This is a genomic window from Enterococcus hailinensis (assembly GCF_045862035.1).
GTDB lineage: Bacteria > Bacillota > Bacilli > Lactobacillales > Enterococcaceae > Enterococcus_A > Enterococcus_A hailinensis.
In genome coordinates, this window is record NZ_BAAFRV010000007.1 from 1 (window position 1) to 20566 (window position 20566).

A 20566-nucleotide genomic window follows, 5' to 3' on the forward strand; every position below is an offset into this window, starting at 1 on the left:
CTAAAGGACGACCTGAAGAAGTTTTTAAACGGTGAATTTCTCCTTTCATGTACCACTGTTTCCACCTATATATTGTTCCTCTACTTGGGATATTAAATTCTTCCCGAAGGGAGGAACCTGATTCTCCTGCTAATAATCTCTCAACGATTTGAATTTTTAATTTCTCCGGATAATAATTATGTTTTGCCATTAGAAAAACACCTCCAAATTTATTTTACTAAATTTGAGGTGCTCTTTTTTAATTGTATCTAATTATAGTGTCAGTTCCAAGTTCAGCGTTCTTTTTTTATTTTGTTAAACCTGCATGGATTTTTTCTAGATTCCATTTCATCATTTTATAGTAGCTGTCACCGGAATCACCTTTTTTAGCAAGTGAATCCGTATAAAGCTCACTATCAATCGGAATGTTGACTTCTTTGGATAGACGTTCCATACTACGTTTATCAACACTCGTTTCAACAAATAATGATGGTACTTTTGAAGCGCGAACAGTTTCAACAATTTGTTTCATTTGCTCGGGTGTGCCCTGACTTTCTGTATTAATTTCCCAAATATAAGCCGCCGTTAAATCATAGGCCTTTGAAAAATACTTAAAGGCGCCTTCGCTCGTCACTAATAATTTTTTCTCCGCTGGAATATCTTTAAATTCTGCTTTAGCTGTTTGATCCAATTCCGTTAATTTTTCAATATATGCATCGGCATTTTTTTGATAGCTTGTTTGATTATCAGGGTCTTTTTCACTTAAAACAGCTTGAATCTGTTTAACATATAAAATGCCGTTTGCAATATCCAACCAAGCATGTGGATCTTCTTGATCACTATTGGTCAAGTGGATTGCTTCTACATCTTTACTTACTGCAAAATAATCTTGATCCTCTTTTTTCTTGGCAGTTGTCATTAATTTTTCAAACCAACCATTTCCTGTTTCTAGATTTAATCCGTTGTAAAAAATGATTTGAGCCTTGCTAGCTTGTTTGATATCTTCTGGTAACGGCTCATATTCATGAGGATCTGTTCCTTCAGGGACAATGCTATGTACACTGACCTGATCTTTCCCAACTTCTTTTACCATATCTGCAATAATTGAATTGGTCGCTACTACTGCTACCTTCTCTTGATCATCTGCCGTGGCCTTTTCAGAACTTTTAGTTCCGCATCCGGCTAAAAATAAGACTGCTAAAATACTAGCTATAACGAATCCTTTATACTTCATCTACTCGCTCCTTTTTGATTTGTTGAAACAATCCCTTCGTTGGTGAAAATAAAAACACTAGTACAAAAAATACTGCTGCTGTCATTACGATCGTTGCACCTGAAGGCAAATTGTAACTATAGCTAAAATACAAGCCGATCACTGCGCTCAGTACTCCAAAAAGTGTCGATAGGCCAATCATTATCGACAATCGATTGGTCAATAGATACGCTGTAGCCGCCGGTGTGATCAGCATCGCAATCACGAGGATCGTACCGACAGTCTGAAGAGAGGTCACTGCTACTAAAGTCAGTAAAAACATCAAACCATAATTGATTAATCCTGTATTCCAACCATAAGATTGTGCCATCGTCGGAGCAAATGAACTTAATTTTAATTGCTTATAAAACAGTCCCACAACAATGATCACGATGACCATTACGATTGCAGTCAGATACATGTCTGAGTCCCGCACTGCTAGGACATTTCCGAATAGAATATGGTATAAATCAGTCGCACTGCGAGCAAAGGAAATCAAAATGATCCCTAAAGCGAAAAAGGAACTAAAAACGATTCCGATCGCCGTATCATTCTTTAAGCGACTATGTTTTCCAATAAAACCGATCAATGCAGCCGAAAAAACACCAAAGAATGTTGCTCCAATAATATAGCTACTGCCTAACATATATGATAGTGCTACTCCAGGCAGCACCGCATGAGAAATCGCGTCCCCCATCAATGACATTCCGCGTAAAATAATAAATGAGCCGATGACCCCGGCAGATATTCCAACCATCACAGAAGTGATCAATGCATTTTGTAAAAACTGATAGTCAGCCAAGCCTTGAAAAAAATCATAAAGCAAATCCAGCACCTCCATTGTTCAACATTTGAGTGATTTCATTTCCGTAGGTCTTTTCCATATTTTTTATTGTATAGGTTTGCTCCACAGGTCCAGCCGCGATCAACTCTTTATTTAATAAAATGATCTCATCAAAATATTCATTCACTTTATGTAAATCATGATGGACGATTACGATCGATTTTCCTTCATTCCGTAAATTTTTCAATAACTGAATAATAATTTTTTCACTTGTTGCATCAATACCAGCAAACGGCTCGTCCAATAAAATCCACTCGGCTTTTTGCGCTAATGCTCGTGCAATAAAGACTCGCTGTAATTGACCACCGGATAATTCACTGATTTGCCGATCCGCAAATTCACTTAAACCAACTTTTTCTAAACATTCCGCGGCAAATTGCTTCTCTTTTTTTCCTGGTCGTTGAAATATTTTTAAATGTGGATAAGTGCCAAATAATACCACACCGAAAACATCGATTGGAAAACTTAGATCAATATCTTGTCGTTGTTCGACATAAGCAATTTTTTTTCGCTCTTTTATTAAAGGTCTTTTACCATAAATTATTTCACCAGATTGAAGTTTGACTAATTCTAATATGCCTTTCATCAAAGTTGATTTTCCTGCGCCATTAGGCCCAATGATCCCGGTCAGTTTTCCAGGTGATAAAGTCAAATTTATTTTTTTTAACGCTAACTTTCCTCGGTAAGCAACGGATAAATCTTCAACAAAAATATTTTCCATAGTTTCCCTCTTCCCAAAAGTTAGGTTAACCTAACTTTATTATTAATAATAAGCTAAAAAGAAAACGTACGCAATAAATTAACGCAAAAAACACCGAAAAAAATAAATTTTTCAGTGTTTTTTGCTTTTTATGGATTGGGAACTATTATAGGGATTTCTATTGCCACAGAAATTTGGCAACTGCTTTATCAACAGCAGAATTTTCGTGTAACTGACTATGCTGTGCGTTTTGACCTGTAAATATTTGTTCAGCTACTTGATTTCCATGAGCTTTCAATAAAGCATATGTTGCTAAAGCGCTGGTCAATGGAACCGTACCATCTGATGTCGCCTGCTCTTCAGATTTTCCGGCAAGCAATAAAAAGTTGGTCATTTTAGGAACATTGGCAATGCCTGAACTATAATCCGTGTAACGGCTAGATTGTTGGCTTGGCCCATTTTGTAATAGCTCATCTATCGTTTGGTCATCTGCTGTATCTGTAAAATCATTAAATGGAGCACCAATCGCAATCAATTTTTGAATTTTTGGTGCATCTTCAGGCTGACCATACGTCGTTAAGTAGCGTAAAGAACTCACACCACCCATTGAATGCCCTACTATATTGACTTGATCCACTCCTGACTGTTTTAAATATTTTAAGACAGCGTAGATCCATTCTGTTTGGTTCCACTCGTTGTCTTTATTCGCTGCAAATAAAACTTGAATACTTGGATTTACTTTTTTTTGACTCAATTGGCCGTCTACCTGTAGGCTACTATCTGCTTCAACTGTGATCACTAATTCTTTTTTTGTCTCTCCCTTTTTTTCCAACCGCTGGATCATACCGCCGAAAGAATTAACTGTTCCACCATATCCATGGATAAAAACCGTTGGTATGGCTGTTTTGGAAGAAGCGTCTTTTTTTAATTGGGTACTAGACGTCTTATCAACAGGATTTTTTGTTTTTGTTTGGCTTGTTCCACATCCGGCTAATATTAAAATGGCCAGCATTGCGATGAACCTAGCAATCCATTTCTTCATTTTCCACCCTCTCTTCTATCTGAATAAAGTTTATCCCTATTATAACTCAGCAATAAAAAAAGCCGAGACACTTGTCTCAGCTTTAATTCTTAAATTTTATCGATTTGATCAAAATCTAATTCAGTACTTGTTTCACGACCGAACATATCAATATTGGCTTTGATTTTATCACGTTCGTCATCGATTTCAGTAATTACACCTTCCAGACCTGCGAAAGCACCTTCGATAATTTTAACAGTTTCGCCAACTTCAACATCGATATCATGTTGACGAGTACTCATACCTAATGAACGTAAGATATGATTGATTTCTTCTGGCATCAATGGTGCTGGTTTACTTCCGGCTCCATGTGATCCAACAAATCCAGTTACACCTGGAGTATTACGAACTACGTACCAAGAATCATCTGTCATAACCATTTCAACTAAAACGTATCCAGGGAAAGTTTTATGGACGATTTCTTTTTCTTTACCGCCTTTGACTTCTGTCTCGGTCTCTTCAGGAACAACCACACGGAAAATATAATCTTCCATGCGCATGCTTTGGGCACGTGACTCAATATTTGCTTTTACTTTGTTTTCATAGCCGGAATAAGTATGCAAGACATACCATTGTTTTTCAAAAGTTTCCATTCTCGTAATCGGCTCCTCGTTCTAAAATAAAAAAACCTCAGCATCCCCAAGGTTTTTTCTCACAAGTAGTATAACATGCTTTTTTTGAATTGGCTACTAGCGAATCACTAAATTAATCAGTGCTTGGATCGCCGTATCCATGATGAAAAACATCAATGCAAAGATGATCGCTGTTTCGATAACAACCAATGAATCATGGCGCAATTGTTTTTTTGAAGGCCATGAAACTAATTTCATTTCTTCTTTTACGCTGCGTAAAAAATTCAATCGAATATCCTCCTACTATTATATTTAGTAATAAATCGCTTCTAGATGACTTAGACAACTCTTAGTCTGATATTTACTTCGTTTCTTTATGTATCGTATATTGATTACAATGTTTACAAAATTTATTAATCTCTAAACGCTCACCGCGTTTGCCTTCACTAATTGATTTTGTGTAATTTCTTGAACCACACACAGTGCAGGCTAGAGCCGCTTTCTTTGATGCCATAGCGATCCCTCCTCACAAAGTTACAAGATAACAGTATCATCAATTATTTTTTCTGTCAATCCACCATTAAAAGAATATGTGCTTATTTATGATGAAATAGCACTTAATAAATCTTTTCAAAATAAATTTCTTTCTTTAAGATAATATGATAATATGATGAAAGAATGAATTGTTTTATTGGAGGGCTATTGGATGTTATTAAAAAGTCTCGTTTATCCTAAAGAGAATTTGACTACTATCAATGAATCAACCACATTGCAAGAAGCGCTAGATATCTTAGAAGGTACGGGTTTTCGCTGTGTGCCGATCCTTGATGAGAGCGATCAAATTTTCCGAGGCAATATTTATAAAATGCACATTTATCGTCACAAAGCTAACGGTGGTGACATGACTTTGCCAGTCACACATTTGCTTAAAAATGCGACAAAATTTATTTCATTAGATACATCTTTCTTCAAAATCTTCTTTACGATCAAAGAATTACCTTACATAACTGTTTTAGATGAAAACCATCATTTTTACGGTATCCTTACGCACAGCACATTGTTAAACATGCTTTCTCAATCTTGGAATATCCAAACAGGTAGCTATGTTCTGACTGTTGTTTCTGAAGGCAAACGTGGTGATCTAGCAATGATGGCGAAATGTATTTCAAAATTCACCCCAGTTGCCAGTTGTATCACTTTAGATGTCGGAAAAGATTTCAAAGGCCGCCGGACATTATTTACCTTACCTGCGGGTGTCGATGAAAATAAATTGAATCAGATCATTGATTATCTTGAACGAAAACATTTTGAGATTCAAGATGTTGAAGCTCTTTCAATGCATGATTAATCAATGAAAAAAGACAGTCCCTATAATTAGGGCTGTCTTTTCTTATACTCGTTTTGCAAAATCCAAACGTTTATCGATATAATACATGATCGGTGCTGAAACAGTCATAATGATCGCTTCGCTTAATGCCGTCCAACCATACGTTGGCCAAAATGGCAATCGTAAGGTCAAGTTCAACATCAACGCAATCAAGAACATACTAGCACTAAAGAAAATCACATTCAGCGCTAAACGTACTTTTGTATTTTTTACGATATTTTGTAAAGCTGCGGTTAAGGCCAAAGCTAATAATGTTTGTCCTCCACCGAAGACCACATCCAACCAGCCCATACCAAAAAATGCATTATAGATAACGACACCACCAAATATTCCCCATAAGTACTTCCGATTGAATACAACTAAATGATTCAAACTTTCCGAAATACGGAATTGGATAGCACCTGAGGCAACCGGTGATACCAAAATTGTTAGTGCCAAATAAAGTGCCATAATAATTCCATTAACGACAACCACATTCACACGTCTTTTTTCTACCACATTCATGAATAATCCTTCTTTCTCCGAGTTTTTTTAAAGCGGGATGGTTGATGAACCGCTTCGGGTATTATAACACATTCTTATAGCAGTGCAATTCACTCTTATTTATTTGTTTGTTTATTATAAGTTAGAAAAATTGGGCTTAACTCTTAGTCGGTGATACAATCGATATAATAATATACGTCTTAACTGAAGGCTGGTGAAAAAAGATGTTAGGAATCGATCCTGAATTAGAAGAATTATATCAGCAAGCTAAGTCTAATAGTCAAGCAGTAATCAAAGGACGTTGGACAACTACCAATTATAATTGCTGTAGTACAAGAGCCCCCTTAATCGATAAATATAAAATTGAAAATACTGATTTAGAAACTTCACTATTCATTTGGCATATACTTGCCGTAAAAATCCAATATTCACCAAAAAAAATCGACGTTTATGAAGATGATATCTTTACGAATTACGATAAAAGAGTCATTGACTGGTTTATTCAAAAAAATCAAACCCTTGTCGATTGATTTGACTTTAGTCATAAAAAAGTGACTATTTCATATCTTTCTATTTATTTTGGTTATTCTAACAATCTACAGATAAAAAATAATCCAATTTTATACAGTTCCTCTCACTACTCTGTTATAATCAGTTTTTGAAAGGATCGAGGTCATGAATTTTCATTATCATATATTAATCAATCCCGCTGCTGGTAGTGGCAATGGGGCAAAAAAAGCTGAAAAAATCATCCAATTAATGGATGCTGGAAACTATACTTATACACCTTACTATACTGAAAAGCCTGGGGATGAACGGGAAATTGTTGCACGTTTGTCAGAATTATTAAGCGTTTGGTCACCGACGTGTGAACAAGATCATGTGGATACTTCTTTTCATCTGCTAGTCGTAATCGGTGGTGACGGCACGCTTCACGAAGTCGTTAATCAATTCTATCTTTTAGGAATCGAACGGCCAGTGAGCTATGTCCCTGCTGGTTCTGGAAATGATTTTGCCAGAGGAATCGGACTATCTCGTGATCCTCAAAAAACGTTTGAACAAATTGTTTCAGCCACTCAGCCGCAGCCAATCAATGTTTTTCACTACGATGAAAAAATCCGAGATGAACAAGGAATTGTCTTAAATAATATCGGTATTGGTTTAGATGCATTGATCGTCGCAACAACAAATGCGTCTACTTCCAAAAAATTATTGAACAAATATCATTTGGGTTCAGCTTCTTATGCGCTGTACCTTTTAAAAGCAATTTTTACGCAAAAGACATTTCCGATTTTAGTTGAGTTAAATGGGCAAAGTTTAGATTTCGAACGGACATTTTTATGTACAACGACTAATATTCCTTATTTCGGCGGCGGTATCGCTATTGCGCCAATGGCCGATCCTAGGAAAGATCTAATTGATTTAGTTGTTGTCGAAAAACCGAATTTGCCAGCCATTTTACGCTTTTTGATTCAGTTGGTTCGAAAGAAACATACGAGTAATAAACATTATCAACATTTCACCAGCAGCCGTTTGCGCATCGTCTCAGTAAGCCCTGAACACGGACAGGCCGATGGTGAAACAATGGGTGAACGCTCATTTGATCTAAACTTCTCAACCGCTACTCAATACATTTGGTATACAGAAAAAAGGACAGAAAATAAATCGTGAGATTTATTTTCTGTCCTTTTAAACTACATAAATAAGGCTGGAGTGACGCCTTCCATTCCAATCATTGGATCAATTGTTTGAGCAGCTACTAAACTTGATGTCAGCACAGTAGTCCCTTTGATCGGATCAGAAGATTCTGCTAAATCTTTTCCCCGTTCTTCAGCTTTGAAAGGTTCTGTTTTTGGTTTTTCAGGGGCCGCTTCTGTCCCGCTTAGAATTCGTTCGATCAACGTTGTCTTTCGAACGGCAGATTCTCTTGTTACACATGATTGAAAGGCTTCTTCTTCACCTAATAAAATCAATAAATCTTTACTTCGAGTCACAGCTGTATACAATAAATTACGTTGCAGCATCCGCGAATATTGTTTGACCATCGGCAAAAGTACCATTTTGAATTCGCTACCTTGCGACTTATGGATCGAACAACAATAAGACAATTTGATTTTATTCCACTCTGAGCGTTTATAGCTGACTTCGTTGCTATCAAATTGAATCACTAGTTCATCTACCTTGTCGTCTGATTCTTTGGCAGGAATGATCCCCACGATCATTCCCATATCACCATTGAAAACATTCAACTCAGGATTATTAACTAATTGTAAGACTTTATCGCCGATTCGATAAACGACATCGTTCCACTGAACTTCTTTTTTGCGGCCATCATTGGGATTAAAAATTTCTTGCATCATTTTATTGATTGCATCAATTCCAGCCGGTCCACGATACATGGGTGCAAGAACTTGAACATCTTGAGCAGTGTAACCTTTTTTCTTGGCCCGTTCAACAATTTGACGGATAGCAGCCTCCATTTGAAATGCGTGACACGCAATAAACGAGCGATCAGTTTGATTTTTCCTAAAGTCACTTGGTAACTTTCCATCCTTGATCTCATGTGCCAAAGGAATGATCGAAGAACCATCTCCTTGCCGATAAATATCGGTCAATTCCATTTTAGGGATTGCTTCAATTTGCAACAAATCATGAAAAACTTGTCCTGGTCCAACCGATGGCAGCTGATCTTTATCCCCAACAAAAATAACTTGCATATTATCAGGAATCGATTTTAATAAGGTGTTCGCCAGCCAAGTATCGACCATTGACATTTCATCTACAATCAGTAGACCGCCATCTAATTCTTTAGCTTCGATATCGGGCGTATCATCATGACCATTTAATCCCAATAATCGATGGATCGTGCTTGCCGGCAGTCCGGTCGTCTCATTCATCCGTTTGGCTGCTCGACCAGTCGGCGCAGCTAAAAGAATCGGAAAGATCGCATTAGTATAATCTTTAGGGTCCAAAGATAAACCATTTAATTCAGCAAACAATTTAACGATTCCATTGATTACAGTTGTTTTTCCTGTTCCTGGTCCGCCAGTCAAAATAAATAATGGAGAGCGAATCGCTTCCTTGATCGCTTCATCTTGGGAGTCACCATAAGTGATTTTTAATTGCTTCTCAATGATCCGTAATTTTTTTTCAATCGTTGTTTTAGGATAGTTAATTTCTTTTTTACGTGCCAATAGACGCTCGATTGAAGCCGCGATGCCCCACTCGCTATAATATAGCGTATTCTCATAAATTTTGGTTGCTTCTTGTTGGATCTTTTCTTCTTCAACTAATTGGATGATCGTTGTTGCGATCCGGTCTGGAGCTATTTCTACCGGACGGGCTGTTTCTAAAAGCTGCAAAACTTCCGAAAGTAATTGCTGCGCTTCGACATACGTATCACCGCTTTGATTTGCATTTTCAGCGACCTGATGTAAAATCGCCGCACGAATCCGTTGTGTACTATCCGCAGCAATGCCAAGCTGCTCTGCGATAGCATCAGCTTTTTTAAACCCTACGCCTTCGATGTCCTCGACTAATTGGTAAGGATTTTCAGTAATTACTTCTAAGGCTTCATTTCGATATTTTTGAAAAATCGCAAAAGAAAGCTGACTCCCAAAACCGTAACGGCTCAACCCTACAATGATTTTTTCCATTCCATGATTCTGTTTGATCGTATCCACGATGATTTTTTGTTTTTTGATATTCAAATTAGGGATTCTAGCTAAAACCGCCGGATTATCCATAATTTGATCAATCGCTTCTTCGCCTAAAATCTCAATAATTTTTTCAGCGGTTTTCTTTCCGATACCAGGAAACTTATCACTAGACAGATAACTAATCAAGCCGTTTGCCGATGTTGGTTGTGCTTGTTCATAGCTTTCAACTAAAAATTGTTTGCCATATCGAGGATGATCGACAAAATGTCCAAAGAAACGATATTCTTCATCTTCTTGCACATCCCCAAAACTACCAGTGACTACGATTTCCTTCTCTAAATAATCACTATTAGTATCTTGAACATTGATCAATAAGACTTTGTAGAAATTACTCGCATTTTGGAAAAAAATTACTTTTAGCGTCCCTACGATATATAGTTGTTCTTCTGACATTTTGCTCCTCCTTTCTATGCTTGATCGTTAAAGCAAGGCATCTGGTTTCGATCCAATGCCTTCTAAAAAGCGAACATCATTCCATTGAATCATTTTATAAGGTGGTCGGCTCGTGTCAGTTTCTAAAATCGTCAAACTATTATTGTATAAACCACCCATATCACGAAGTTCTGCTAAAGGTTTTCCTGTCAACGCTTGAATCGCTGCAGTCAAAGCGGCTCCGTGACCAACAAAAAGTAACGGCCCTTCTGTTGCTTCAGCAACAGCTTTTTCAACGAATTGATTGATACGCTGTAACATATCTTCAATTGGTTCACCATCAAATGGTGTTGGATCATATAAATCCAAATGTTGGCGTAGATTGACCATATCTGTTGGATAACGTTCTTCAATTACAGGGATCAACTGACCTTCCAATGTCCCTAAACCTAATTCTCTTAGATCATCTGTACGAATGATTTCAACCGGTTCAGCTAATTGCTTGTTGATTCCTTCTGCAGTTAGATACGCACGTTTCAGACTACTCGTATAAATCTTTTCAAAAGGGATATCTTTCAATTCTTTCCCTAACGCGTCGATTGCGGTTAGACTTTCAGGTAATAATGGCGAATCCCCCATCATACCTTGAAAACGTTTTTCATCATTCCAACGTGTTTTGCCGTGTCGTGTAAAATAAATTTTCATCTAAACGTCCCTTCTCGATTCCTCGTGTTAGTCTAATTTGTCATGGTCGTAATGATGTGCTAATTCCAAATTAGGAAATGCTTGTTGGCGCAATGCTTCATAGACAACTAGCGCCACCGTGTTCGACAAGTTCAATGAGCGAACATGTTCGTCATTCATAGGGATACGCAAACATTTTTCCGCATTTTCTCGCATGAATTCCTCTGGCAGACCCGTTGTCTCTTTTCCAAACATGAAGAAGTGATCCGCATCATCTGTATAATCGATTTCAGAATAGGTCGCATTCGCAAATTTGGTGATCAAGTGTAGCTGACGATCGCCCAAAAATTCTAAAAAGGCTGCTAAGTCTTTATGGTAAGTAATATTTACATCATTCCAATAATCTAACCCTGCACGTTTCAGATGTTTATCATCTGTAGAAAAACCTAGCGGCTCAATCAAATGTAATGGTGAATTTGTCGCTGCACACGTACGTGCGATATTCCCCGTGTTCGCTGGAATTTGTGGTTCGAATAAAACGATATGATTTGTCATGGTGACTTTCCTCATTCCTTAGATTAAATTTTTAATGTTGATTTTTATCCACAGTGGCTTTCATTAGCAATGATTGCTATTTAACTCCACGTTATTATACCTCTAATGTAATCAATAGGCAGTTGATTTTGACCAAAAAAAAAAACGTACCAACTCGGTGTCTAGCACGGCGAGTCACTACGTTAGTGAAGCACTTTTCACTAACTTTTATCAGAACAGGAACCTGATAAAAACCAATGAAAAACAACTTGTTTGTACTATAACATCACGAAGTAACAAATGCAACCTTCTATTTTCAGAATTTTTAATGAAAGCGATTTCTCTAATGCCCTTTTAATACTTCTACGTCGATTGTTATTTTCTTTAAAGGATCCGCAGCTAACTTCGCCTTGACCTCATCTGAAACCTTCCATTCTAACGGCGACATTTCCAAAAGATCTAAGCGACGTTCCTCAGGAATCTCAAATTCATAAGTCACACGTTCTCGTTGATCGATTGTTAACTCCTCTGAAAAACGCTGAATTACTGCTTCGTTTGAATACGCAGTTCCATCTGGATGATAGATTGCACGTAACTCTTGGAGATACCCTGATTGGGGAACGACTTTTACTACACAGCCATCTGGTTTCAGTACACGCTTGAACTCACGATACTGAGATGGGGAGAATATATTTAAAATCGTATCAAAAGATTGATCGGCAAAAGGTAGATTGGTTAGATCAGCTACACACCAAAATGCATCTAGCGGTTGATTGCTTGCCAGATAGATTCCTTCCTTTGCGATGTCAAAACCAATCGTAACTGGATTCTCTTTTAATTGATTGATCTGTTGAAGAAAGCTCCCTTCTCCACAGCCTACATCAAGTAAATTACCCGTTTGAATAAAATCAGCTATTTTTTCGATTACTGGTTGATACATGCCTGAACGAATCATTCGACCACGTGGATCGAACATCTCATGATCATACTCTGTTTTGATTTGATGTGCTAAAAAATAGAGCGTTCCTTTTTTTGAAAGATCAAAACGATGACCTTTTTCACAAACTAAGCTCTTATCTTTTTGAGTCATTTTTCCATGACAATTCGGGCAGCGAAAAAGCTGTTGCTGATCAGCTAAAAATAACGCACCTTTATCGATTTTTTTTAACATCTTTCCACTTCCTTTTTTGTTATCATAGCATAGTTCTATTATTCCTACTATCCTCCAGATATGCTACACTATACTGGAGATGTTCGTCAGCGTCCTTTAGTCTTGTTACTAAGTAAAGAACGTTCTTATCGAAATCAATAGTTAAAATCCGGAGGAAATATGAATGATCAAAGAATTTTGTGCTGAAAATTATACAGATATCCCTAAAGCCATCCAAGCTGGGGTAAATCGCATCGAACTTTGCGATAACTTAGCTGCTGGTGGAACGACACCAAGCATGGGTGTCATTGAAGAAGTTTTAGCTTATGCAGGAGAAAAACACATTCCAGTCATGACAATGATCCGACCAAGAGGCGGAAACTTCGTATATAATGATATTGAATTAAAGATCATGGAAAATGATTTGATCCATGCAAAAAATGCTGGTACAGATGGCGTTGTTTTTGGCTGTCTTACTGAAGAAAATGAAGTCGATGAAGAAGCTTTAGAAATGTTGCTTGGCAACAGTGAAGGATTAATGAAGACCTTTCACATGGCCTTTGATGAGCTTACTAAAGAGGAACAGTTCAAAACGATCGATTGGTTCGCACGATTAGGAATCGATCGTATCTTGACTCACGGCGGCCCCTTGGATAAGTCGATTGAAGAAAACCTACCTCATTTGAAAGAATTAGTTGATTATGCAGCAGGACGCATCATCATCTTACCTGGCGGTGGAATCAATAAGGATAATGCTGAAAAAATTGCCGCTGAATTAGGTGTCAATGAAGTTCATGGCACAAAAATCGTCACGTTTTAAATAAAAAGGAAACAACGTTTGCTTTAACGTTGTTTCCTTTTTTTTCTTTCTGCTAAAAAACTTGCTGCTTTTGCCAACCAAGGATTTTTACGAAAGCGTAAGCGCACCGGATAACGACCGGTTAGATAATCTTTGATTTGTCGTTGGCGTTCGGGATACAGATTAAGCGGAAGCGTATGGAGATCAAAAAAACTGAATGCTATATATTCATTAGATTCCATCTGACTTTGTGAGATCGCCTCTTCGACTTTGTATACGTAGGTGGTACCCTCTTGGTATTCTTTCGTATAGATTCCCACTAAATCATTGACCTTACTATCGAAAGAAAGAACTTCTTTGATTAAACGCCGCAAACCATCCCGCTCATTTTCGTTGGGGAACAAATCGCCGCCAGGTAAATCCCAAATTGGTAATCCTGGACGTCGGACTAATAAAATCAGCCCATTACGAATAATAATGCCATAAGCTTTTTTCAAAATTTTCTCACTACTTTCAGCATACGTCTTCTAACTTCCTATTAATGACCGATAAACCGTTCCATAAAGAGACTTGCAATATTAAAATAAATCAATACACTGGTCAAATCACTTAACGTAGTAATAAATGGCCCGCTTGCTACTGCTGGGTCAAAGCCTAATTTCTCCATCACCATCGGAATCAAACTACCCGCTAGAGTCGCTACTGTAATTGCCGCCATCATCGCTGTTCCAATTACAAACCCTAGAATGAAATTATGTTTCCAAATACCTACAATAATAAAAATCGTTATCCCTGTCACAAAACCTGTTACTAAGCCCGTCAATACTTCACCAATAATCAATTTTTTGAAATTTTTATCGCTGTCATCCGAAATCGCTAAACGTCGGACGGCGACGGCTAATGATTGGGTCCCCGCGTTTCCCGCGGTCCCTGTTATCAGTGAAATAAAGACTGCTAGAATACTCGCTTTACTCACTAGTTCTTCATAGTGATTAATTAGCGTAGCTGTTGTCATTCCTAAAAATAATAATGTCACTAACCACGGCAACCGCCGTGAGGCTGCTTTAACTGGATTTTCATCGACTTCTTCAACGTTGACCCCAGCTAACCCCGAGTAGTCACTGGCCGCTTCATCATCAATTACGTCAATGATATCATCAACGGTCACGATCCCTAATAGATGATCCTCATAATCAGTGATCGGCAATGCTAGAAAATCATAATCCCGAAACGTTTGTGCGACATCTTCTTGGTCATCTCCGACATGGACTGCGATCACTCGCTCGCTCATCACATCAGAAACCATCGTGTCATCTTCATTAACGATCAAATCTCTTAAGGAAATAACACCAACAAGTTGATTGTCATCATTGACTACGTAGGTGTAATAAATAGTTTCAGCAATTTGAGCTTCTCTTTTCAACACGTACATCGCAGAACGAACAGTCTGATTGGCAACGATCGAGACAAATTCAGTCGTCATCAAGGAACCGGCAGTATCATCTTCATAATGAAGTAAATCGCGGACTTCATTGGCGTGTTCGGAATCCATCAAACTTAAAAATTTAGCTACGGCTTTCTTATCGATCTCATTCAATAAATCGACCGCATTATCGGTATACATTTCTGATAACATATCAGCTGCATACTGAGGACGCATCTCGTTTAAGTATTCATCCATGTTCTCATCATCTTCTTCGATCACGTCAAACATATCGGCCAATTCTTTGGGTGATAAATAGGAATAAACAAGTTGTCGTTCTTCTTGATCTAAAGATTGATAAAATTGACCTTGATCATAAAAATGCATCTCCAGAAAATCATCTCGAAATCCCTGCAGATCGTTTTGATCCAGCTTCTCTCGTAATTGTTGGAAATGTATTTCTAGTTCTTCTTGGTTCTCATCCATCAATCTCACCTCACTCGTAATATTAGTTCTTACTTTTTTATATTTGTTGGGCTACTTGAGCCATATCTGAAGCTAAAGGTAGCTCAAAAAATAGTCGTTCACCACTAAACGGATGGTAAAAAGACAACGAATAGCAATGCAACGCTTGACGTTGAATGCCTAGCTCCATCGCTCCGCCATATAAATCATCGCCTAGTAACGGACAACCGATCGCTGAAAAATGGACACGAATCTGATGTGTTCGCCCAGTATGCAGTTGGATATCAACTAGAGCAAATGGTGTCTTTCTTTTTTTCAGCCAATACTCTGTTTGAGCTTTTTGACCTGTTTCGATCACTTGACGTTTCAATAAAGAAGATAGATCTCGCCCAATTGGTAAATCGATTAAGGCATGCTCATTTAGTGTATCGATCGAACCTGAAACCAACGCTTGATATTTTTTGATAAATTGTTTTTGTTGTAATCCTTGATCCAATTTAGAATGCGCAAAACCATGTTTAGCAAACAACATCAACCCCGATGTATCACGATCCAAACGCGTGACTACATGTACGACTTGATTAGGATAACCTTGCTTAACATAATAGGCTTTGACACGATTCGCCATTGTTCCTCGCGGATGATATTGTGCCGGGATCGAAGCGATACCGGCTGGTTTATTGACCAATAAAATATGCTCATCCTCAAAAACGATATCCAGAGGAACCGCATCCGCCAACAAGGTCTCATGAGGAGCTTCATCAGGAATCACAACAGTTACAATATCATGGGTATTTAAAGAAAACAAGACGTTTTGCTCTGTCCCATTCACTAAAATTTGACCGCCTTGAAATTTTATTTTTGCCAATAATTTTTTTGAGATGCCTTGTCTTTTTAAAAAGCTGCGTACCAGCGAACTTGCTTCGCCTTGATAAGTCCAGTTAAATTCCACGTAGTTAATCCTCTCGAATAAAGGCATCTTTTACACGATGCCAAAAATGCATATGTCGATATGAAGCAAAATGAATTCGCTCATCAGCGATTTTATATTTGATCGAGCTTACTTCTTGGCTCACGATGTCGAGCTGATCGATCGTGACCAAATGTTGTCCTTCTCCAGATAAGCGGACATCGACCCATTCGTGGGAACCAATGATACTCGGTGAGCCCAAGGTCCGAAATACTCGATTATTTAGTGAAGCGATCTCAGCTAGCTGCATCGCGTTGATACTGGGATGAACGACCGCACCACCGACACTTTTGTTATAAGCAGTTGATCCCGTTGGTGTTGAAATCGCTAAACCATCTCCACGAAAACGTTCAAATAATTCTTCTTTAATATATACATCCGCTACCATCGTTCGACTGCCCTTACGAATCGTCGACTCATTCAACGCAAGAAAGTGCTTCTGATTACCGTCTCTATAAGAAACAACAATATCAAGCAATGGATAACTGACACTTTTACTCGGCTCATCACACAAGCTTTTTACTAATTCAGGCAGCTCATAATCACGCCAATCAGTATAAAAACCTAAATGCCCAGTATGTACTCCTAAAAATCGGACTTGATCTAAGCGATGGCTATAACGATGAAATGCAGATAGCAAGGTGCCATCCCCACCAATTGTAATGACCAATTCTGGATTCTGCTTGACGATTTCTAGACCTTCTTTATCTGCGAGCAAACCGCGTAAACGCTGTAAGATCCGAATTGATTTTTCTTCTTGGTTATGGATGATTCCGATCCTTAATACCATGCCGATTCACTTCCTTTTTCTGTTTCTTGCGATTGAAGACATGTTGTGCTTCTTGGATTTCTCCACGAATACTAGACATTTCTTCATCTAGTTGATAGGCTGCTTCTGCTGCCCGGAAAAGCCGTTTTTGAATATCTTCTGGGATTTGTCCTTCATATTTATAATTCATTGAGTGTTCGATCGTTGCCCAAAAATTCATTGATAACGTTCGAATTTGGATTTCAGCTAAGAGTTTTTTCTCCCCTTCAAGCATTTGAACTGGATATTCAATGACTAAATGGTATGAACGATACCCGCTCGCTTTCCGATTGGTAATATAATCGCGTTCTTGAATGATTTTCATATCGTTTCGACGGCGTAAAATATCCACCATTAAAGGAATATCTTCTACAAATTGACACATGATCCGAACGCCCGCCATATCTGACATCTCTTCTTCTAAACGATCTAGCGCTATCCCCCGTAACTCGGCTTTATTTATAATACTTTCAACCGGCTTAACTCGACCAGTAACAAACTCGATCGGTATATGATCGCCGCCTGTTCGATATTGTTTACGTAAACCTCGTAGTTTTATCTTTAACTCAGCTACCGCTAATTCATAGGGAGCAAGAAATGTATCCCAATCTCTCTCCATCGTAAATCCCTCGCTTCTTTTTCCATTCTTCCCTATCTTATCACAAAGTATCGATAGAAAAAATTATCATATTTTCAGTATTTAACAATTGTTACAATCCGGTAACATTTTTAAAATTTCCTTTCTAAACATTTGACTAAAACCTTTGTTATATGTGAGGATAAAGTAGACAAATAACGGGTTAGAAATAGGAGTATACGAATTTGAGTAAATCACTTGAAATTGAATACAAAAGCATGTTGACAGCAGACGAATACAAACGTCTTTTACACTTGTACCAAATCGAGGAGCATCAATTTGTCCAACAAACAAATATTTATTTTGATACCCCTGATTTTTTATTAAAAAAACAGGGAATGGGTCTTAGGATCCGACGTTTTGAAACAAAAGCCGAAGCGACATTGAAGGTTCCACAAAGTATAGGTCTGTTAGAAATTACGGATGCATTGACCCTTGAGGAAGTGAATCCTAAAGTCCGATCTGCACGATTTGTCCCTGAAGCGAAAGAAGTTTTAGCCCATTTAAGTGCCTTACATATTTCCATCGAGGATCTACAGTTGATCGCACAATTAACGACGAAGCGAGCTGAATTTATGATTCCTGAAGGAAAATTAGCATTAGACGAGAGTTGGTATAGTCGCCAACATGACTTTGAATTAGAGCTGGAAGTTCCTGATGGTTCTTTTAGCGAAGTCGATTTCAAAGATTTTTTACAATACTTTGACTTACCTTTTCGCAAGACCCAAAATAAAATTGCTCGCGCTGTCTACGCTCAACAAAAATTACATAAAGATATGGAGGGAAATCAGTGATTGAGATTTACTTATTTGTTAATCCCATCGGCAAAAGATGCCTATCGATTGAGCGACGAATGATTGAATTGATCAACAGTTACGATCTTAAAATCCAATTACGCTTGATTCCTATCATGAATCTCAATACTATTTCAGAATTCATGAACCGCATCGGTGCCTCAGAAAAAGATATTCACTTACGCAATGACCTATCTCAAGAAATCCACTCAGCCGCTTTAGATGTAAAAGCTGCTCAGCTTCAAGGTAAAAAACGTGGCCGGGACTTCTTAATAGAACTTCAAGAAGCTGTTGGTGAACAAAAACAAACGTATTCAAAGAAGCTGGCCCTGCAACTATTTACTAAAATCGGCGGTGATGTCGAAATGTTTTTAGAAGATCGCCATTCAGCCTTTGTTAAAGAAGCTTTTTTAGCTGATCAGCAAATTGCAAATGAAATGAAGATCACCTCTCATCCTTCTGCAGTCATTTATAATTATAATGATGATTGCGAGGCAGGAATTCGCATCGAGGGCTGTGAAACAATCCATCATATTTTAGATACTTGTACCACTAAAGAATCATTGATGACTTTGCTAAAATTACAGAATAAAAATATCCCGTTTGATAATCTGGCAGCGAATTGCCATCTCTCACTTATTTAAGCATTCATGCACTTATTTTAAGCAAAATAAACCAAGTGAAGGTGTTCATCCTAGTGATGAACGCTTCCACTTGGTTATTTTTGTCTTTCTGTTAATCATTTTTTGATAATGATCATGTTCTCATGAGTAAAAATGAATTTTTTTTGTTTTTTAGTCAAATAGAGGCTCACTTTTCGATCACGTAATTTCTTGATGCCCAGCTTGAACCCAAAATCTTCTGCTACTTTCAGACAATAAACACCGCCGGCTATTTTTTCAAAATGAGCCAAACCATTACTATCTGTTACAACAACAACTGGTAATCCTGATTGTTGGATCGGTACTTTGCCGTTTTTAGAATATAAGGCTAATTTTTCATTGGCTAATGGTTTTCCAGTTACATCTAAACGTTTGAGTGTCACATTAAACGAATGGTTTTTCAAAAAATAGCGATGAAAATTTGCAAAGACCATCAACAACAGTACTAAGATACTTAATACTACTCCTAATAAAGTAAGTCTTTGTTTAAAATTACGAGTATCATCAGCTTTTTTGATTGCCTCGGCGATTTCTTCAGTATACGGAACCCGATGACCAGTCACTAACAAACGATGACTATTGACCATGTAGGGTGTACAAGTCAAAAGTGTCACGATGTCTCGACCTGGCTCAATATCGATTACAGAAGTATCCGAAGGCTTGACGACTTCGATCTTGTCTACTTTATAAGCCAATTTTTCATCAAACAAACTGATCGCAAAAATAGCGCCTTTTTTTACTTCTTCCAAATCAGTAAATAATTTTTTTTCAGGCAGCCCACTATGCGCTGAAATCACTGAATGCGTATCGATTCCACCAGTCGGATAAGAAGTTCCTTGTAAAACCGTCGCACCTTCTTGTAATAATTTCTCATTCGTTGTATCAAAAAGCGGCAAAGTGATCTCGATCGATGGAACGCTGATTGCTCCGATCAAATGTGAGTGAAGGTATTCGTCCGTTACGATTTTTTGTTCTTCACTATGGGTAAATGGCGGTGCTTTTGGCACTAGACCATTTGTTTTTAATTCCTTATTGCGTGCTTCCATTCGTTCCTTTGTTTGTCGGATCTGTTCACTCGTTCGCTTTTCATTTTCCATTTGTACTTCTTCCATTCGCTTTTGATCAATAAAATTATTGATCGCATTGATGTAAAAAGGATAGGCCAATACCAATACCCCAATCAGAAAAATCAAAATCATTATGACTTTACTGACCAACTGTTTTTTTAAGTTGTTCGAACTACTTTCCATG

25 protein-coding genes are annotated in these 20566 nt (G+C 37.8%); 6 read left to right on the forward strand and 19 right to left on the reverse strand.

The features are described from left to right. From ACKTSC_RS06915 to rpmG, 8 genes are all read right to left on the reverse strand, one after another. The coding region (locus ACKTSC_RS06915) for a helix-turn-helix domain-containing protein (RefSeq protein WP_407857206.1) at positions 1-190 on the reverse strand (190 nt) is incomplete at its 3' end. Between the two features lie 96 nt (positions 191-286). Then, a complete protein-coding gene (gene efaA / locus ACKTSC_RS06920) occupies positions 287-1213 on the reverse strand; it encodes an Mn/Fe ABC transporter substrate-binding lipoprotein EfaA (protein ID WP_407857207.1) in 927 nt (308 codons plus the stop codon). Continuing rightward, entirely contained in the window at positions 1203-2057 is an 855-nt protein-coding gene (locus ACKTSC_RS06925) for a metal ABC transporter permease (RefSeq protein WP_407857208.1), read from the reverse strand. The genes efaA and ACKTSC_RS06925 overlap by 11 nt, the downstream gene beginning before the upstream one ends. Continuing rightward, positions 2047-2796, reverse strand: coding sequence for a metal ABC transporter ATP-binding protein (locus ACKTSC_RS06930; protein ID WP_407857209.1), 750 nt, complete (start codon positions 2794-2796; stop codon positions 2047-2049). The genes ACKTSC_RS06925 and ACKTSC_RS06930 overlap by 11 nt, the downstream gene beginning before the upstream one ends. Before the next feature lie 157 nt (positions 2797-2953). Continuing rightward, positions 2954-3817: an alpha/beta fold hydrolase gene (locus tag ACKTSC_RS06935; protein WP_407857210.1), complete on the reverse strand. Its 864-nt coding sequence runs from the start codon at positions 3815-3817 to the stop codon at positions 2954-2956. Between the two features lie 89 nt (positions 3818-3906). Beyond that, positions 3907-4449, reverse strand: a complete 543-nt coding sequence (gene nusG / locus ACKTSC_RS06940) for a transcription termination/antitermination protein NusG (RefSeq protein WP_071857663.1) — start codon at positions 4447-4449, stop codon at positions 3907-3909. Positions 4450-4545: 96 nt separating this feature from the next. Beyond that, positions 4546-4716 carry a preprotein translocase subunit SecE gene (secE, locus tag ACKTSC_RS06945; protein ID WP_071857662.1) on the reverse strand — a complete coding sequence of 57 codons (171 nt, stop codon included), beginning with the start codon at positions 4714-4716 and terminating at the stop codon, positions 4546-4548. A 73-nt stretch (positions 4717-4789) separates the two neighbouring features. After that, positions 4790-4942 carry a 50S ribosomal protein L33 gene (gene rpmG / locus ACKTSC_RS06950; protein WP_332654334.1) on the reverse strand — a complete coding sequence of 51 codons (153 nt, stop codon included), beginning with the start codon at positions 4940-4942 and terminating at the stop codon, positions 4790-4792. A 192-nt stretch (positions 4943-5134) separates the two neighbouring features. Here rpmG and cbpA point away from each other — a divergent pair, with 192 nt between their 5' ends. Then, on the forward strand, positions 5135-5776 hold the full coding sequence (cbpA, locus tag ACKTSC_RS06955) for a cyclic di-AMP binding protein CbpA (protein WP_332654336.1): 642 nt from the start codon (positions 5135-5137) through the stop codon (positions 5774-5776). A gap of 42 nt (positions 5777-5818) precedes the next feature. Here the strand turns inward: cbpA and ACKTSC_RS06960 are convergent, their stop codons facing one another. Beyond that, on the reverse strand, positions 5819-6319 hold the full coding sequence (locus tag ACKTSC_RS06960; protein ID WP_407855404.1) for a QueT transporter family protein: 501 nt from the start codon (positions 6317-6319) through the stop codon (positions 5819-5821). 203 nt (positions 6320-6522) lie between these two features. Here ACKTSC_RS06960 and ACKTSC_RS06965 point away from each other — a divergent pair, with 203 nt between their 5' ends. After that, positions 6523-6828 (forward strand): hypothetical protein, encoded by a 306-nt coding sequence (locus ACKTSC_RS06965; protein ID WP_332654340.1) that lies wholly within the window; start codon positions 6523-6525, stop codon positions 6826-6828. A gap of 145 nt (positions 6829-6973) precedes the next feature. Next, positions 6974-7969: a diacylglycerol/lipid kinase family protein gene (locus tag ACKTSC_RS06970; protein ID WP_407855405.1), complete on the forward strand. Its 996-nt coding sequence runs from the start codon at positions 6974-6976 to the stop codon at positions 7967-7969. A gap of 23 nt (positions 7970-7992) precedes the next feature. Here the strand turns inward: ACKTSC_RS06970 and recD2 are convergent, their stop codons facing one another. From recD2 to ACKTSC_RS06990, 4 genes are all read right to left on the reverse strand, one after another. Next, positions 7993-10410, reverse strand: coding sequence for an SF1B family DNA helicase RecD2 (gene recD2, locus ACKTSC_RS06975; protein WP_407857211.1), 2418 nt, complete (start codon positions 10408-10410; stop codon positions 7993-7995). Positions 10411-10437: 27 nt separating this feature from the next. Continuing rightward, the gene (locus ACKTSC_RS06980) at positions 10438-11094 is read right to left on the reverse strand and encodes a histidine phosphatase family protein (protein WP_332581621.1); all 657 of its coding nucleotides are present in this window, start codon (positions 11092-11094) and stop codon (positions 10438-10440) included. 27 nt (positions 11095-11121) lie between these two features. Then, on the reverse strand, positions 11122-11628 hold the full coding sequence (gene trmL, locus ACKTSC_RS06985) for a tRNA (uridine(34)/cytosine(34)/5-carboxymethylaminomethyluridine(34)-2'-O)-methyltransferase TrmL (protein ID WP_407857212.1): 507 nt from the start codon (positions 11626-11628) through the stop codon (positions 11122-11124). A gap of 322 nt (positions 11629-11950) precedes the next feature. Next, positions 11951-12778: a methyltransferase domain-containing protein gene (locus ACKTSC_RS06990; RefSeq protein ID WP_407855408.1), complete on the reverse strand. Its 828-nt coding sequence runs from the start codon at positions 12776-12778 to the stop codon at positions 11951-11953. Positions 12779-12941: 163 nt separating this feature from the next. On the opposite strand from ACKTSC_RS06990, the gene ACKTSC_RS06995 reads away from it, so the two are divergent. Continuing rightward, a complete protein-coding gene (locus ACKTSC_RS06995; protein WP_332581618.1) occupies positions 12942-13577 on the forward strand; it encodes a copper homeostasis protein CutC in 636 nt (211 codons plus the stop codon). Positions 13578-13600: 23 nt separating this feature from the next. Here ACKTSC_RS06995 and ACKTSC_RS07000 read toward each other — a convergent pair whose 3' ends face one another. From ACKTSC_RS07000 to yjbM, 5 genes are read right to left on the reverse strand one after another with little or no spacing between them, the layout of a single operon-like run. Next, positions 13601-14053, reverse strand: a complete 453-nt coding sequence (locus ACKTSC_RS07000) for an NUDIX domain-containing protein (protein ID WP_407857213.1) — start codon at positions 14051-14053, stop codon at positions 13601-13603. Positions 14054-14094: 41 nt separating this feature from the next. Beyond that, positions 14095-15465 carry a magnesium transporter gene (gene mgtE, locus ACKTSC_RS07005; protein ID WP_332581616.1) on the reverse strand — a complete coding sequence of 457 codons (1371 nt, stop codon included), beginning with the start codon at positions 15463-15465 and terminating at the stop codon, positions 14095-14097. Positions 15466-15502: 37 nt separating this feature from the next. After that, a complete protein-coding gene (locus tag ACKTSC_RS07010; RefSeq protein WP_407855410.1) occupies positions 15503-16396 on the reverse strand; it encodes an RluA family pseudouridine synthase in 894 nt (297 codons plus the stop codon). 4 nt (positions 16397-16400) lie between these two features. After that, a complete protein-coding gene (locus tag ACKTSC_RS07015; RefSeq protein WP_332581402.1) occupies positions 16401-17204 on the reverse strand; it encodes an NAD kinase in 804 nt (267 codons plus the stop codon). Beyond that, complete coding sequence (gene yjbM, locus ACKTSC_RS07020) at positions 17176-17841, reverse strand: GTP diphosphokinase (protein WP_332581401.1); 666 nt, start codon at positions 17839-17841, stop codon at positions 17176-17178. The genes ACKTSC_RS07015 and yjbM overlap by 29 nt, the downstream gene beginning before the upstream one ends. A 203-nt stretch (positions 17842-18044) precedes the next feature. Between yjbM and ACKTSC_RS07025 the strand changes: the two genes are divergently transcribed. Further along, positions 18045-18653 carry a CYTH domain-containing protein gene (locus ACKTSC_RS07025; RefSeq protein WP_407857214.1) on the forward strand — a complete coding sequence of 203 codons (609 nt, stop codon included), beginning with the start codon at positions 18045-18047 and terminating at the stop codon, positions 18651-18653. Next, the gene (locus ACKTSC_RS07030) at positions 18650-19297 is read left to right on the forward strand and encodes a DsbA family protein (RefSeq protein ID WP_332581399.1); all 648 of its coding nucleotides are present in this window, start codon (positions 18650-18652) and stop codon (positions 19295-19297) included. Before ACKTSC_RS07025 ends, ACKTSC_RS07030 begins: the two co-directional genes overlap by 4 nt. A 95-nt stretch (positions 19298-19392) precedes the next feature. On the opposite strand, the gene ACKTSC_RS07035 is transcribed toward ACKTSC_RS07030, so the two are convergent. After that, entirely contained in the window at positions 19393-20565 is a 1173-nt protein-coding gene (locus ACKTSC_RS07035) for a class C sortase (protein ID WP_407857215.1), read from the reverse strand. Position 20566: the final 1 nt, after the last annotated feature.